Genomic DNA, 14,243 nt, shown 5'->3' on the forward strand with positions numbered 1-14,243 from the left:
GGGATGGGCCGGATCGGTGGCGGCGCTGGGGCTGCTGTTGGGGGCGGCGCAGGAGAAGTCTTCTGCGCCGGCCGGAGGCCGCGTCGAAGGGACGGACTCGGCGGTCTCCCGCGCGGTCGGGTTTCTCGTAAGCCTTCAGGACCGCGAGGGGGCGATCGCCGACCGGGGGCACAATCAGACGGCGATGACGGCGTTGGCGGTCCTGGCGATGGCCGCGGTGGGGCATCAGCCCACGGACGAGACGCGGGAAGGGACGGCGATGCGGCGGGCGCTCGAATTCGTCCTGCGGCCGGACCGCCAGGATCCGCAGGGTTACTTCGGCGCGCGCGACGGGTCGCGGATGTACGGTCACGGGATCGTGACGCTCATGCTGGCGGAGATGCTCGGGATGGGCGTGGACGCGCAGCAGGATCAGGCGCTGCGGGAGCGGGTGCGCCGCGCGGTGGAGCTGATCCTGCGCGCGCAGGCGATCCGCAAGGACGCGCGCAACGCCGGCGGCTGGCGGTACAATCCGGATTCGCCGGATTCGGACCTTTCGGTGACGGTCTGGCAGGTGATGGCGCTGCGCTCGGCGCGGAACGCGGGGCTCGAGATTCCCAAGGAGGCGATCGACCAGGCGGTGGGATATTTGCGCCGGTGCTACTACTCCAAGCGCGATCCTCAGGGGCGTCCGCTCAATCCCAAGAGCGCCTTCGCCTACGAGCCCAATCGCGCCCCGGAGTACGCGATGGCGGCCGCGGGTCTTTTGGCGATGCAGGTCTGCGGGGAGTACGAAGGGCCCGAGGTGGCCGGGGCGGCCGACTGGCTCAAGGAGCGCCCTCTGGACGTCGGGGGCGAATGGTTCTTCTATGGGACGTATTACTACGCCCAGGGGATGTATCAGCGGGGGGGCGAGTACGCCGTCCACGCGCGCAAGGCCGTGGAGGAAGCGCTTCTGCCGAACCAGGATCCCGACGGCGCCTGGCGCGGGCGGCACGGGCAGGAACGGGATGCCGGGCGGGTGTACGCGACGAGCCTGGCGGTTCTCTCGCTGGCGGTGAAGTATCACTACCTGCCGATCTATCAGCGCTGATCGGCGGACCGCCCCGGTTTGGCTTGATTTCGCCCGGCGGGGCGTCTAAACTTCGGCTTATTCCGGCTGGCCCCCCTCGTCTAGTGGCCTAGGACAGGGCCCTCTCAAGGCTCAAACACGGGTTCGAATCCCGTGGGGGGCGCCACCCCTAAGGAAGAATTTCCGCCGTCGCCGCCGTAGACGGCGATCCGAATTTTCTCCCGCGCCCGTCCACTTCGACCGATGCGACGTAGTTTCGCACGAAGCGTTTCCGCTCGTCGGACGAGCCCAATGCGCGCTGGCGTCTGCGGCTGGACGCCACGGCCGACGAGATTGTGGTGGCTATGAGGGCCTGATGATCCCGCAGCGCGAGATCTCTAAGAGGGCGGAGGCTGACCGCGTCGCCGAGCGCACAGTCGAGAAGGACTAGGCGAACCACTGGACGATTTGGGGCCTGGCGAGCACGCCGCTGCAACGCCGGTTCGCCTTCAAGCGAGGCACGGCGCTACGCGTCTGCTGCTTCATGGGCTATCGCTATTCAGGGGGACATTGACCTCGCGGCGCTGGACACGGTGACGAGGGACGGAACATTCCAGGCGTTCGCCCAAGCCGCCGAGTGGTTGCGGCGCGAGGGCGCTATCCAGATCGGCGTGATCGCCGAGACCTTCGACCAGCGCATGGACGGATTCAGCTTCGAGGTGAGCTACACGCGGCCGCTCGGGGCGATGGCGGGGCGCCGGTCGATCAAGATAGAGGTCAGCACGAGCGAAGGGGTGCTCTTCCACGTCCAGGAGCAGCGCGCCAACAAGCACTGCTCGGATCTGCCGAAGAAGCCGGAGATCTGCTGCTAAGCGCTCGACGAGATCGTCTGCGAGAAGTTCCGGAGCCTCCTCAACCCGGTCCGCCGCGAACCGCGCGACGTCTTCGAGCTCTGGTACCTCTTCGACCGCGGCGGCGCCGACGTCGAGCGAATCCGCTCGGAATTCCGCGCCAAGGCCGAGTTCAAGAAGCTCGATCCGGCCGCGCTTGTCGAGACGATAACGAGGAAGGAGAAGGCCCTCGCCGCGCTCTGGGGGAAGCGGCTCTCGCACCAGATCGCGACGCTGCCCCGTTTCGACGCCGCTTCCAAACGCCTCGCGCGGGAGGCGAAGAGGCTCGCCGATTCTTGATCGTCTCCTCTGCAAGCGTATGATATAGCACTTGATAGGTCCGCTTGCATGACTCGCGGCGCCGGCCGTCGGAGGAGAGCGGTGAAAGGGCGTCGGAACGACATGGCGAGTCTCGTGCATGAACTTCGCCGGCGGCTCGATCTCACCCAGGAGAAGTTCGCGGCGAAGCTCGGCGTCGCGTTTCCAACCATCAACCGGTGGGAGAACGGTCTGACCGTCCCCTCGCCGCTGGCCAAACAGCGCATCGAGGACTTGTTGCGGAGCATCGGCAACGACGGTGCTGATCTGCTGGCAGACTACTTCTCGAAAGAACGATGAACAACTTCAGCGACAAGGTGAGCTTCATCTGGTCGGTGGCCGACCTCCTGCGCGGCCCATACCGCCCCAACCAGTACAAGGACGTGATGCTGCCGATGACCGTCCTGCGGCGTCTCGACTGCGTTCTCGAGCCGACGAAGGAGAAGGTCCACGAGAGGCACAAGAGCCTCGAGGGCGGGAAAGTCAAGAACGTCGAGCCGATCCTGTGCCGCGTGACCGGCGTGCCGTTCTACAATACGAGCCGCTACACGTTCGAGAAGCTCAAGGGCGATCCGAACCACATCGCGGCGAACCTCACGAACTACATCAAGGGCTTCTCCAGCCGCGCGCGGGAGATTATCGAGCACTTCGGATTCGAGGAGCACATCGCCAGGCTGGACAAGGCCGACCGGCTCTTCCTCCTCGTTTCGAAGTTCTGCGAGATCGACCTCCACCCCGAGAGGGTCTCGAACCTCGAGATGGGCTACATCTTCGAGGAGCTCATCCGGAAGTTCAACGAGGCGTCCAACGAGGAGGCGGGCGACCACTTCACCCCGCGCGAAGTCATCCGCCTGATGGTGAATCTCCTATTCCTGCCCGACACCGACATCCTCACCACGAAGGGCATCGTCAAGACGCTCTATGACCCTGCGTGCGGCACGGGCGGCATGCTCTCCGTGTCCGAAGAGTACGTTCGTGAGCTCAACCCGGACGCGCGCTTGGAGGTCTTCGGCCAGGACTACAACCCGCAAGCGTACGCGATCTGCGGGTCCGACATGATGATCAAGGGCCAGAACATCGACAACATCCGCTTCGGCGACAGCTTCACGGAGGACCACTTCGCCGGGAAGAAGTTCGATTACATGCTGGCCAATCCGCCTTTCGGCGTGAAGTGGGAGGCCGAGGAGAAGTTCATCGTGAAGGAGCACGAGGAGCAGGGATTCGGCGGCCGGTTCGGCGCCGGGCTCCCTCGCATCAACGACGGCTCGTTCCTCTTCCTCCAGCACATGATCAGCAAGATGAAGGACCCCAAGGAGGGCGGCACCCGCCTCGCGATCGTCTTCAACGGTTCGCCTCTCTTCACGGGGTCCGCGGGGTCGGGCGAAAGCGAGATCCGGCGGTGGATCATCGAGAACGACTGGCTCGAGGGGATCGTGGCCCTCCCCGACCAGCTCTTCTACAACACGGGGATCTTCACGTATCTCTGGATCGTGACCAATCGGAAGGAGAAGCATCGTCGGGGCAAGATCCAGCTCGTCGACGCGACCGGCTTCTTCAAGAAGATGCGCAAGAGCCTGGGAAACAAGCGCAACGAGATTTGCGATCCGCAGCGCGACGAGATCACGCGCCTCTACGGCGATTTCAAGGAGGGCGAGCACGTCCGCATTTTCGAGAACAAGGACTTCGGCTACCGGCGCATTACGGTGGAGCGCCCCCTGCGCCTCAACTTCGCGGTCACGGAGGATCGGCTCGCGCGCCTTCGCGAGGCCGGGCCATTTCGCGCCCTTGCGGAGAGTCGCAAGCGCAAGGACACGAAAGCCGCGGCCGTGGAAGAGGAGGAGGGCAGGAAGGCGCAGGTCGCCATACTGAATGCGCTTCGGGGCCTCGCGTCCGAGGGCACGTTCAAGAACCGCGCTGCGTTCGGGAAGGTGGTCGAAGATCGACTCAAGGAGGCCGGTGTGAAGTGCACCGCGCCGGTGTACAAGGCCATCCTGGAGTCGCTTGCGGAGCGCGACGAAACGGCCGACGTGTGCACCGATGCGGAGGGCCATCCGGAACCCGATCCGGAGCTCCGCGACTACGAAAACGTCCCGCTCAAGGAGGACATCGGCGCGTACATGGCCCGCGAGGTCTTGCCGCACGTGCCTGATGCTTGGGTCGACGAATCGAAAACCAAGGTCGGCTACGAGATCAACATGAATCGGTACTTCTACAAGTACGTGCCCCCTCGTCCGCTTGCCGAGATCGAGGCCGATCTCAAGCGGATCGAGAAGGAGATCGCGGATCAGCTTTCGGAGGTCACCGGGTGAATCCGTCCGCGGGTGTAAACCCGAGGCCCTCGGGCGTGGTATGGCTTGGTGGTGTACCGCGGCACTGGACGGCCAAGCGGCTCAAGTACTGCGTAACCCTTTGCAAAGAGAAAGCCAGCGGTCACGGAAGCGAACTGCCCTACATAGGGCTTGAGCACATCGAGTCCTGGACGGGAAGGCGAATTGCCGGCACTGAGAAGATAGAGACCGACGGCGAAGTCATCCAGTTCAAGTCCGGGGACGTCCTCTTTGGGAAGCTCCGCCCATACCTGGCAAAGGCGTATCGCGCCAATGAAGAAGGTGTCTGCACCGGCGAACTGCTTGACCTACGACCGCGCGAGGTCCACAGGGACTTTCTCTTCTACTACCTGCTCTCCCGGGATTTCATCTCGGTGGTCGACTCATCGACGTACGGTGCGAAGATGCCGAGGGCCAGTTGGGACTTCATCGGTAGCCTCCCGCTTCTCCTTCCGCCGAGTGATGAACAACGCGCCATCGCCGCCTTCCTCGACCGCGAGACCGCGCGGATCGACGCGCTGATCGCCAAGAAACAGCGGCAGATAGAGCTCCTCCAGGAGAAGCGCGCGGCGCTCGTCACGCAGGCCGTCACCAAGGGCCTCAATCCGAAGGCTCCGATGAAGGACTCGGGGATTGAGTGGCTTGGCGACGTTCCAAAGCACTGGCATCCGCGAAAGCTGGGATATGTCGCGCAAATGATCGGCGGGTGCACCCCCAGCAAGGCCAACGAGGAATACTGGTCCGGGTCTATCCCCTGGGTCTCGCCGAAGGACATGAAGCGCCGCCTCATCGCTGACTCCGAGGATCACATCTCCGAAGCAGCGATTCGGGAGACATCCCTCCGGCTAATTGATCCGCCCGTCGTCCTGATCGTGGTGCGCGGGATGATCTTGGCGCACACATTCCCGATCGCTCTCACGACAACGCCGGTGACGGTGAACCAGGACATGAAGGCCTTGCGACCCAACGCCGGCCTCTCTGCGCAGTACCTCGCTTACTTGCTGGAAGGCATCAGCAACGTAATGCTGTCCCACGTCGAGGACTCCGCGCATGGGACCAAGTGCTTGAGGACAGAGCTCTGGAAGAACATAACTGTTTTCATGCCCGAACCGTCGGAACAGGGCGAGGTTTGCACGACTCTTGACGAGTACAGCAGGAGTACCGAACAACTTGTCGAGAAGGTACGCAGGAGCATTGAGGGGCTTCAAGAGTATCGCACGGCTGTTATCACGGCGGCCGTGACCGGCAAGATCGACGTCCGGGAGGGGGCGGCATGACCCGAGTCGCCGTCCAGCCGAAGATGATCCGATGGGCGCGCGAGCGCGCGGACCTGACCGTCGAGGATCTCTCCAAGAAGTTCCCGAAGCTCGCCGCCTGGGAGCGCGGCGAAGCGCAGCCGACGTTCAAGCAGATCGAGGCCTTTTCGAAAGCGACGTACGTTCCCTTCGGCTATCTTTTCCTCCCTGAACCGCCGGAGGAACCGCTTCCGATCCCGGACTTCCGGACGGTGTCCGGAAAGGGAGTCAGGCGCCCGAGCCCCGACCTGCTCGACACCATCTATGCGATGCAGCGGCGCCAGTCCTGGCTCCGGGAAACGCTCGTCGAAACAGAGGCGGAACCGTTGGAATTCGTGGGAAGCGCTCGTCTCGCCGACGATCCCGAAGCCATCGGGCGCGAGATGCGGCGAATCGTGGGCTTGGACGACGGCTGGGCCGCCGAGGTCCGTACGTGGCACGAAGCCGTCAGCGAGCTGCGCCGGGCCATGGAGCGGCTTGGGGTCATGGCCGTGATCAACGGCGTGGTCGGCAACAACACCCATCGACCGCTGAACGTGGGGGAGTTCCGCGGCTTCGCGCTCAGCGACTCCCATGCGCCGCTCGTTTTTGTCAACGGGGCGGATGCGAAATCGGCCCAGATGTTCACGCTCGCCCATGAACTGGCCCACCTCTGGGTTGGGAAAGAAGGCCTCTCGGGCTTCAAGGGTCTCTTCCCCGGGGGCACCGACGTGGAGGACTGGTGCAACCGGGCCGCGGCGGAATTTCTTGTCCCCGAGCGGGATCTCCGGGCGCGCTGGTCCAGCGTCAAGCGCGCGGCGAGCCCCTTCGAGGTCCTCGCCCGGGAGTTCAAGGTCAGCCCCATTGTCGCCGCTCGACGGGCGCTCGACCTGCGCCTGATCGGCCGTGATGCGTTTTTCGACTTCTACGACTCCTACGTGACCCGGGAGCGCAAACGCGCCGGAGAGTCGGGCGGGGGCGACTTCTACAACAACCAGAACACGCGCGTCGGGGAGCGCTTCGCCCGGCACGTGTTCCGCGCGGCCCTGGAGGGGCGTATCGGCTTCAAGGAGGCGTACGAGCTGACAGGATTGCACGGCGGCGCGTTCCAGGAGTATGCGCGGCGTCTGGGGTTCAATCTCCCATGACGCCCGATCGGCGCTACATCGTGGACTCGAACGTTTTCATCACCGCCAAGAACCTGTACTACGCCTTCGACATCTGCCCGGGGTTCTGGAAAGGCATCATCCGTCACCATCAGCAGGGACGCGTTCACAGCGTCGATCGCGTCCGGACCGAACTGCTCGCGGGTCGGGAAACCGAGGACCTTGTGAAGTGGGTGAAGAACGATCTGCCGGCCGGCTTCTTCCTCGACACCAACAGCGGCGATGTGTCCTCCCTCTACGGGCGCATCATGCTTTGGGTCCAGAGAAACCCTCAGTTCTTCGACAACGCCAAGGCTCAGTTCGCTGCCGGGGCGGACGGTTGGCTTGTGGCATTCGCCAAAGTACATGGCGCCATCGTCGTCACGACCGAGCAACCGAGCCCCGACGCGAAAAGCCGCGTTCCCCTTCCCAACGTCTGCGAGGAGTTCGGCGTGACCTATACGAACACCTTTTCCATGCTCCGGGAGTTGAACGTCCAGCTTGTTCTCGGAGGGGCGAACTGATGCCGGGTCGCCACACGGAGAAGGCGTTCGAGACCGCCATCGAGGAGCACCTGCTCGACGCGGGCGGCTACGTAAAAGGCGACCGCGACGCCTTCGACCGGGAACGCTGCATCGACGCCAGGACGTTCCTGGCCTTCGTCCAGGAGACCCAGCCGAAGGAGTGGGAGTACCTCAAGAGCCTCCAGAAGGACAAGGCCGAAGCGACCCTGCTCGACGACCTCGTCCGCTCGCTCAATTCGGAGCACGAGGGTTGCCTCTCGGTCCTCCGCCACGGCTTCAAGTGCTTCGGCAAGCTCTTCCACGCCGCCTACTTCGCCCCCGCGAGCGGCATGAATCCCGAAACGCAGAAGCTGTACGCGGCGAACCGCCTCACCGTCACGCGGCAGCTCCGCTACTCGGAGCGCCACGCGAACACCCTCGACGTGACGATCGCGCTCAACGGGATTCCGGTTGCCACGGCGGAGCTCAAGAACCCGATGACCGGCCAGACGTGGCGCGATGCCGCGCGGCAGTACAAGCAAGACCGCGACCCGGCGGACCTGATCTTCCAGTTCAAGAAGCGCACCCTCGTCCATTTCGCGGTAGATCCGGACGAGGTCCATATGACCACCCGTCTCGCGGGTGGCAACACGCACTTCCTCCCGTTCAACCGCGGACGCGCGGGCGGGGCGGGCAACCCCGACAACCCGCGCGGCTGGAAGACCACCTACCTATGGGAAGAGGTCCTCGAGCGGCACAGTTTCCTCGATATCCTCGCCCGCTTCATCCATCTCCAAGTCGAGGAGAAGAACATCGGAGGGAAGAAGGTGAAGCGGGAGGGCATGATCTTCCCGCGGTACCACCAGCTCGATTGCGTGCGGAGGCTGGTGTCCGACGCTCGAGTGCGAGGCGCCGGCACCAACTATCTCATCGAACATTCGGCAGGCAGCGGCAAAAGCAACTCGATCGCCTGGCTCGCGCACCGGCTCGCGAGCCTCTACGACGACAAGGACCAGAAGGTCTTCGATTCGGTGATCGTCGTGACCGATCGCGTCGTCCTCGATCAGCAACTCCAGAACACGATCTATCAGTTCGAGCACAAGCAGGGCGTCGTCCAGAAGATCGACATGGATTCCGCACAGCTGGCCCAGGCGCTGGCGGCGGGCGTCCCCATCGTGATCACGACGCTTCAGAAGTTCCCGTTCGTCACGGAGAAGATCGGGGACCTGCCGAAGCGCCGCTACGCCGTCATCATCGACGAGGCCCACAGCTCGCAAGGCGGCGAAACCGCCACCGAGCTCAAGGGAGTGCTGGGCGGGGCGGCCATCAAGGAGGAGGTGCGGAAGAAGGCCGAGGAGGAGGGACTTCTCGACCACGAGGAGGAGATCCTCCGCGCGATGGCGAAGCGCGGGAGACAGCCCAACATCAGCTTCTTCGCGTTCACCGCCACCCCGAAGTACAAGACGATGGAGGTGTTCGGGCAGCCCGGGCCCGATGGAAAACCCTGTCCCTTCCACCTCTACAGCATGCGGCAGGCCATCGAGGAGGGGTTCATCCTCGACGTCCTGCGCAACTACACGACCTACAAGACCTACTACCGGCTCATCAAGGCGATCGAGGACGACCCGAAAGTCGACAAGCGCAAGGCCGCCCGGGCGCTCGCGCGATTCATGAGCCTCCATCCCCACAACATCGCGCAGAAAACCGAGGTCATGGTGGAGCACTTCCGCCTGTTCACCATGCACAAGATCGGCGGCAAGGCCAAGGCGATGGTCGTGACGTCGAGCCGCCTCCACGCCGTGCGCTACAAGCAGGCCTTCGAGAAGTACATTGCCGAGAAGCGCTACCAGGGGATCAAGGTCCTGGTCGCCTTTTCCGGGACGGTCATCGATCCCGACGTTCCGGGGCTCGAGTACACCGAGGTCGGGATGAACAAGGGCATCCGGGAGAAGGAGCTCCCCGAGCGCTTCGCGACGGACGAGTATCAGGTGCTCCTGGTGGCCGAGAAGTACCAGACCGGGTTCGACCAGCCGCTCCTTCACACGATGTACGTCGACAAGCGACTGGCGGGTGTGCAGGCGGTGCAGACGCTCTCGCGCCTGAACCGCACGCATCCGGGCAAGGAGGACACCTTCGTCCTCGATTTCGTAAACGACACTCAGGAGATCCTCGCGGCCTTCCAGCCGTACTACGAGCAGACCTTCGTGGGCGAGCAGGCCGATCCAAAGCAGCTCTACGAGCTCCAGGCGAAGCTCGACGGACAGCAGGTCTACCACAAGGCCGAGGTCGAGGAATTCTCGAAGGTGTTCTACAAGCCCACGCGGAGCCCTTCGCCGGGCGACCATGCGCGCATGAACGCGTGCATCGATCCGGCCGTGACCCGTTACAGGCAGCTCGACGAACAGGCGCGCGAGGAGTTCCGCAAGACGCTCGTGGCGTACCGAAACCTCTACGCCTTCCTGTCGCAGGTGATCCCCTTCCAGGACTCGGACCTGGAGAAGCTCTATTCCTTCATCCGGTTTCTGATTGCCAAATTGCCGAAGGGCGACCGCGGGCCGATCTACGACTTCGACGACGACGTCACGCTCAAGTACTACCGGCTCCAGAAGATCGGGGAGGGAGCCATCCAGCTGGAGGCCGGCAAGGGCGGCGCCGTCTCGGCGCCGACGGAGGTGGGAACGGGGGCCGTGCGAGGCGAGCAGATCGAGCTGTCGAAGCTCATCGACATCCTGAACGAGCGATTCGGCACCGACTTCAAGCCGGCCGACCAGCTCTTCCTTGACTCCATCCGGGAGGACGCCGTGGCCAAGGCGGACATCCGGCAGGCCGCGCTTGCGAACACGATGGAGAACTTCGGGTACGTCTTCCTCAAGGCGCTGGAAGGACTCTTCATCGATCGCATGGAGCAGAACGAGGAGATCACGGCCCGCTACATGAACGACAAACAGTTTCAGGACGTCGTCTGCCGGCATCTGCTCAAGGAGGTATACGAGCAGATTCGGTCGCAGGAGCCTCTCTTCACCGCGGATGAGCCCTTCCGTCGGGTTACTCCGCGCGAGGACGAGAAGTATCGCACGTGTGTGCCGCTTTTGACCCTGAAGGCCGCCGCCGGGATATTCGGCGACGCGCAGGCGGTTGAGCCTGATGGCTGGGCGGAGTTCAAGACGGCCCGGCGACTGCGTCCCGGCATGTTCGTCGCGCAGGTGATCGGCCGCTCGATGGAGCCCCGGATTCCGAACGGATCGTGGTGTTTGTTTCAGGGGCCCGTGGAGGGAAGCCGGCAAGGGCGCATCGTGCTCGTCCAGCACCGGGATATCCGCGATCCGGAAACGGGAGGGAGCTACACCGTCAAGCGGTATCGCAGCGAGAAGGAGGGCGACGGCACCGGCGGCTGGAGGCATGCCGAGATCCGCCTGCTGCCGGAAAATCCGGAGTTTGCTCCTCTGATCCTCAAGGACGTCCGCGATGATGAAATGCGCGTCATTGCGGAGTTCGTGGAAGTCATCAAGGGGGCGCCATGACTCGTCCGGCGAACAACAACGGCTGTCAGGCGCTTGACCGGACGCTCTTGGAGGCAAGGGCGGCGTCCCCCTACAGCGCAGTTCCCCGGCCTTTCCTTCGCTGGGCAGGGTCCAAGCGCTGGCTTGCGCGCCAGATCATCCCCTTCCTTCCGGCCAAGTTCAGGCGATACCACGAGCCGTTCCTCGGATCGGGCGCGCTTTTCTTCCTGCTGACTCCCGCTCGCGCGTCGCTCAGCGACAAGTGTGCGGAGTTGATCGACGTTTACCGAACGATTCGGGACGACGTTGCCTCCGTCATCCGCCATCTCAGGCCGCTGAAACCTGATCGCGAACTCTTTTATGAGATGCGCGATCGGCCCAGTGCGGGAAGACTGAAGCGTGCGGCCGAATTCATCTATCTCAACAAGACGTGCTGGAACGGGCTGTACCGGGTCAACGCGGAGGGACGGTTCAACGTCCCCTACGGCATGCCCAAGACGGATTTCATCGCCGATTTTGACAATTTGCGCGAATGCGCCCGCGTTCTCCAAAGACCTCATGTGACGCTTTGGGCGCGCGACTTCGAGAGGGCGCTCGAAGAGGTGGAGCCCGGCGACCTCGTCTACCTCGATCCTCCCTACGTCACGCGGCACAACGACAACGGATTCATCGATTACAATGAGACGCTCTTCTCCTGGGAGGACCAGAAACGCCTGGCCAAGCGTGCGCGGCAACTCGCGGCCGCCGGCGCATATGTCATCGTGACCAACGCTCATCACCGCGAAGTGCTGGAACTGTATCGCGGTTTCAAGAGCCGCGCGCTCTCTCGCTCTTCCACGCTGGCTTCCGATCCCAAGTGCCGCGTTCGGGTGAAGGAAGCAGTGCTCTATTCTCCGAATTGCAATGGGAAGGGGTAGATGGCTGAAACACTCACCTTGGTAGACCCCAAGCAGATCGACAAGAATCCAGAGAATCCTCGGCTGATTTTCCACGAGGACGAACTGCTTGCGCTCCAGGAGAGCATTCAGCACCAAGGCATCCTAGTTCCGCTGACGGTCTACAAGGACGGAGTGCGATTCGTCCTGCTCGATGGTGAGCGACGCTGGCGTTGCGCCCTGAAATTGGGACTCAAGAAAGTCCCCACCATTATCCAACCCAAGCCAGACAAGATTCAGAACATCATGATGATGTTCGCCGTGCATAATGCACGACGCGATTGGGACCCGCTGCCGACCGCCTATAAGCTCAAGGAACTGGAAGACCTGCTTACCACTCGCCAGGGCAAGCGGCCGACAGAGAGAGAAATTGCAGAGGCAGCCTCAATTTCGCCCGGTGAAGTGCGTCGTCTCAAAAAACTCCTTGGTCTCCCGCAGAAGTATCGGGATGAGCTGATGGAGGAATTGAAAAAGCCTCGCTCGAAACAGCTAATCACTGTCGACCATGTGCTTGAAGTAACAAGGGCGGCTTTTGCATTGCGCAAGCGCGCCGTGGTGACAGAGGCCGAAGAAGATGACCTTCGGTCTGCCCTGCTAGGTAAGTTCCGTGCCGGGGTAGTGCAGAACACCGTGGCACCCCGAAAACTGGCGCGTGTCGCTAGGGCAGTGGAACGCGGAGAGATTGCCGTAGATGACGCTCGTGAAGTGGTAAAGAAACTGATGCGGGAGCCGTCCTTTAGCATCGACGCGGCATTCGAGCAGTCTGTTGCTCAGGTCGATTTTCAGCATGGTCTGTCCCAATTGGTCAGCCGACTCCAAGATCAATTAGAGGAGCACAAACGGCGCGGCTATAGGCTTTCGCCGCCGTTGAGAGAATCCCTCGAAGCCCTCGCGCAACTCATTCGCAAGCTTCTGGGATGACGAAGAATGGCGGCTCCCACTTTCAATACCCTCTCGATAGAGCTGGTCGAACACGGCGAGGCCACCGCCGAGTACTTCATACAGCACGGATACAAAGTGAAGATTGAACCTTCGGAGTTGGCTTTCCCATCTACCCCGGCGTTGATCTGCAGACGTTCTCCAACCACGGTCATCGTAGAAGTCGACTCCGAGGTTCGACAGGGGCGCCTTGAAGCGTGGGCACGTTATGCGCGTTCGTCAACGAAGGATGTTCGAATCGCACTGTGCCTTCCTCAAACAACGCAAGTCTCGGCAGATGACGACGGATGGTTGAGATCGAAAGGAATCGGCCTTTACGTATCCGAGACGGGACAGCGCAACGTTCAGGAACGCATTCCTCCTCAGGATCTCGGCGTCAATGTCAACCTCCCTGCTTTGGATTCCGTTCATCCCAGGCTACGCAGGATATTGGGGTCTGTCTATGAACAGTTCGAGCGCTCACATTGGAGAGAAGGCTTTGAGGCTGCTTGTCAGGCTCTTGAAGTCGAGGCGCGGCGATACCTTATCAAGGGGACATCAGGAGCCGTTCCAAGAGTTACTGTTTTGGATGCCAAGGGCAATCCGCGCCAACTGTCTGCACAGCAGATTGATCGTATGACGATAGGCGCCTTGGCCGCCGCTTTCGGCAATTTGCGGAGTCCAAACTATACGGACTCGCAGATCGCACAGGCCTTGGTGAAGATCAATGTCGATCGAATAGGCGTAGTTCATCACAAGCAACGGCGATCAACAGAGAATCGTCTGAGGAGAAATGTCGGACAGCACATGTGGACAGTGATCGGCGCGCTTAAATTGATCATGGGTGTCTGATCGGTCTGTCCGCTAGGCGCTGGGGCGATGATGGGAATGGAGAGGATGGCATGATCAATGACGCGGCAAGCAGGCCGGACGCTGCGGGCCTGCGAATCCCGGATGCGCTCCGCCACGACGTCGAGCAGATCTTCAAGCTGACCGACCCGTTCTGTGCGGAGCATCTGGACGCGGGGCCTGCTCCCCAAAATTAGGGCCACGGGAAATCTCAGGGTATAAGATCCTCTGACCGGGAAAGGAGAAGCTATGAAGTGAGCCATCCTCGGTTTGCTCCTCTCTGGATGCAGTGTCTCAGGTCTCGCCACCCGGCGCGCCCTCCGTTTCTCGCGCGATTTCGGTGTTCAGCGCAGAGCCGCGTCGAGCGATTCCGGCAAGGGGGCCCCTTTTTCGCTGGGAAAACGCCGCAGAACCCGGTCGCGTGCCACGCACCGGCGCCCACCGGCGGGCGTTACGTGCACGCGACTCGCGTCCCCTCGGGACCACGCGCGATCCCGCTTCGTTGCGGAGCCCGGGGACCAGGACCTCCGGGCGGCCGAGACGCATCGCGTCGG

The 14,243-nt window shown here is 62.6% G+C and carries 12 protein-coding genes and 1 tRNA gene; all 13 read left to right on the forward strand.

The features are described from left to right. The coding region (locus VNO22_03530) for a prenyltransferase/squalene oxidase repeat-containing protein (protein HXG60423.1) at positions 1–1,072 on the forward strand (1,072 nt) is incomplete at its 5' end. 69 nt (positions 1,073–1,141) lie between these two features. Beyond that, positions 1,142–1,217 (forward strand) — tRNA-Glu (locus tag VNO22_03535). Between the two features lie 406 nt (positions 1,218–1,623). Further along, on the forward strand, positions 1,624–1,902 hold the full coding sequence (locus VNO22_03540; protein ID HXG60424.1) for a hypothetical protein: 279 nt from the start codon (positions 1,624–1,626) through the stop codon (positions 1,900–1,902). Positions 1,903–2,322: 420 nt separating this feature from the next. Next, positions 2,323–2,538, forward strand: coding sequence for a helix-turn-helix transcriptional regulator (locus VNO22_03545; GenBank protein HXG60425.1), 216 nt, complete (start codon positions 2,323–2,325; stop codon positions 2,536–2,538). Further along, positions 2,535–4,547 (forward strand): class I SAM-dependent DNA methyltransferase, encoded by a 2,013-nt coding sequence (locus VNO22_03550; protein ID HXG60426.1) that lies wholly within the window; start codon positions 2,535–2,537, stop codon positions 4,545–4,547. The genes VNO22_03545 and VNO22_03550 overlap by 4 nt, the downstream gene beginning before the upstream one ends. Continuing rightward, on the forward strand, positions 4,544–5,842 hold the full coding sequence (locus tag VNO22_03555; GenBank protein ID HXG60427.1) for a restriction endonuclease subunit S: 1,299 nt from the start codon (positions 4,544–4,546) through the stop codon (positions 5,840–5,842). The genes VNO22_03550 and VNO22_03555 overlap by 4 nt, the downstream gene beginning before the upstream one ends. Next, entirely contained in the window at positions 5,839–6,987 is a 1,149-nt protein-coding gene (locus VNO22_03560; protein ID HXG60428.1) for an XRE family transcriptional regulator, read from the forward strand. The genes VNO22_03555 and VNO22_03560 overlap by 4 nt, the downstream gene beginning before the upstream one ends. Then, entirely contained in the window at positions 6,984–7,508 is a 525-nt protein-coding gene (locus VNO22_03565) for a DUF4411 family protein (protein HXG60429.1), read from the forward strand. The genes VNO22_03560 and VNO22_03565 overlap by 4 nt, the downstream gene beginning before the upstream one ends. Next, positions 7,508–11,008: a type I restriction endonuclease gene (locus VNO22_03570; GenBank protein ID HXG60430.1), complete on the forward strand. Its 3,501-nt coding sequence runs from the start codon at positions 7,508–7,510 to the stop codon at positions 11,006–11,008. Before VNO22_03565 ends, VNO22_03570 begins: the two co-directional genes overlap by 1 nt. Then, positions 11,005–11,904: a Dam family site-specific DNA-(adenine-N6)-methyltransferase gene (locus VNO22_03575; protein HXG60431.1), complete on the forward strand. Its 900-nt coding sequence runs from the start codon at positions 11,005–11,007 to the stop codon at positions 11,902–11,904. The genes VNO22_03570 and VNO22_03575 overlap by 4 nt, the downstream gene beginning before the upstream one ends. Next, a complete protein-coding gene (locus VNO22_03580) occupies positions 11,905–12,843 on the forward strand; it encodes a ParB/RepB/Spo0J family partition protein (protein HXG60432.1) in 939 nt (312 codons plus the stop codon). Positions 12,844–12,849: 6 nt separating this feature from the next. Then, a complete protein-coding gene (locus VNO22_03585; GenBank protein HXG60433.1) occupies positions 12,850–13,692 on the forward strand; it encodes a hypothetical protein in 843 nt (280 codons plus the stop codon). 50 nt (positions 13,693–13,742) lie between these two features. Further along, positions 13,743–13,886 (forward strand): hypothetical protein, encoded by a 144-nt coding sequence (locus tag VNO22_03590; protein HXG60434.1) that lies wholly within the window; start codon positions 13,743–13,745, stop codon positions 13,884–13,886. The last annotated feature ends 357 nt before the right edge of the window (positions 13,887–14,243 follow it).

It is taken from the genome of Planctomycetota bacterium, from assembly GCA_035574235.1.
GTDB lineage: Bacteria > Planctomycetota > MHYJ01 > MHYJ01 > JACPRB01 > DATLZA01.

What these genes read in the sequence shown, in the direction of transcription:
- VNO22_03545 (HXG60425.1), top strand. Translation starts at nt 2,323, where the DNA reads ATGGCGAGTCTCGTGCATGAACTTCGCCGGCGGCTCGATCTCACCCAG.
- VNO22_03550 (HXG60426.1), top strand. Translation starts at nt 2,535, where the DNA reads ATGAACAACTTCAGCGACAAGGTGAGCTTCATCTGGTCGGTGGCCGAC.
- VNO22_03560 (HXG60428.1), top strand. Translation starts at nt 5,839, where the DNA reads ATGACCCGAGTCGCCGTCCAGCCGAAGATGATCCGATGGGCGCGCGAG.
- VNO22_03565 (HXG60429.1), top strand. Translation starts at nt 6,984, where the DNA reads ATGACGCCCGATCGGCGCTACATCGTGGACTCGAACGTTTTCATCACC.
- VNO22_03570 (HXG60430.1), top strand. Translation starts at nt 7,508, where the DNA reads ATGCCGGGTCGCCACACGGAGAAGGCGTTCGAGACCGCCATCGAGGAG.
- VNO22_03575 (HXG60431.1), top strand. Translation starts at nt 11,005, where the DNA reads ATGACTCGTCCGGCGAACAACAACGGCTGTCAGGCGCTTGACCGGACG.
- VNO22_03580 (HXG60432.1), top strand. Translation starts at nt 11,905, where the DNA reads ATGGCTGAAACACTCACCTTGGTAGACCCCAAGCAGATCGACAAGAAT.
- VNO22_03585 (HXG60433.1), top strand. Translation starts at nt 12,850, where the DNA reads ATGGCGGCTCCCACTTTCAATACCCTCTCGATAGAGCTGGTCGAACAC.
- VNO22_03590 (HXG60434.1), top strand. Translation starts at nt 13,743, where the DNA reads ATGATCAATGACGCGGCAAGCAGGCCGGACGCTGCGGGCCTGCGAATC.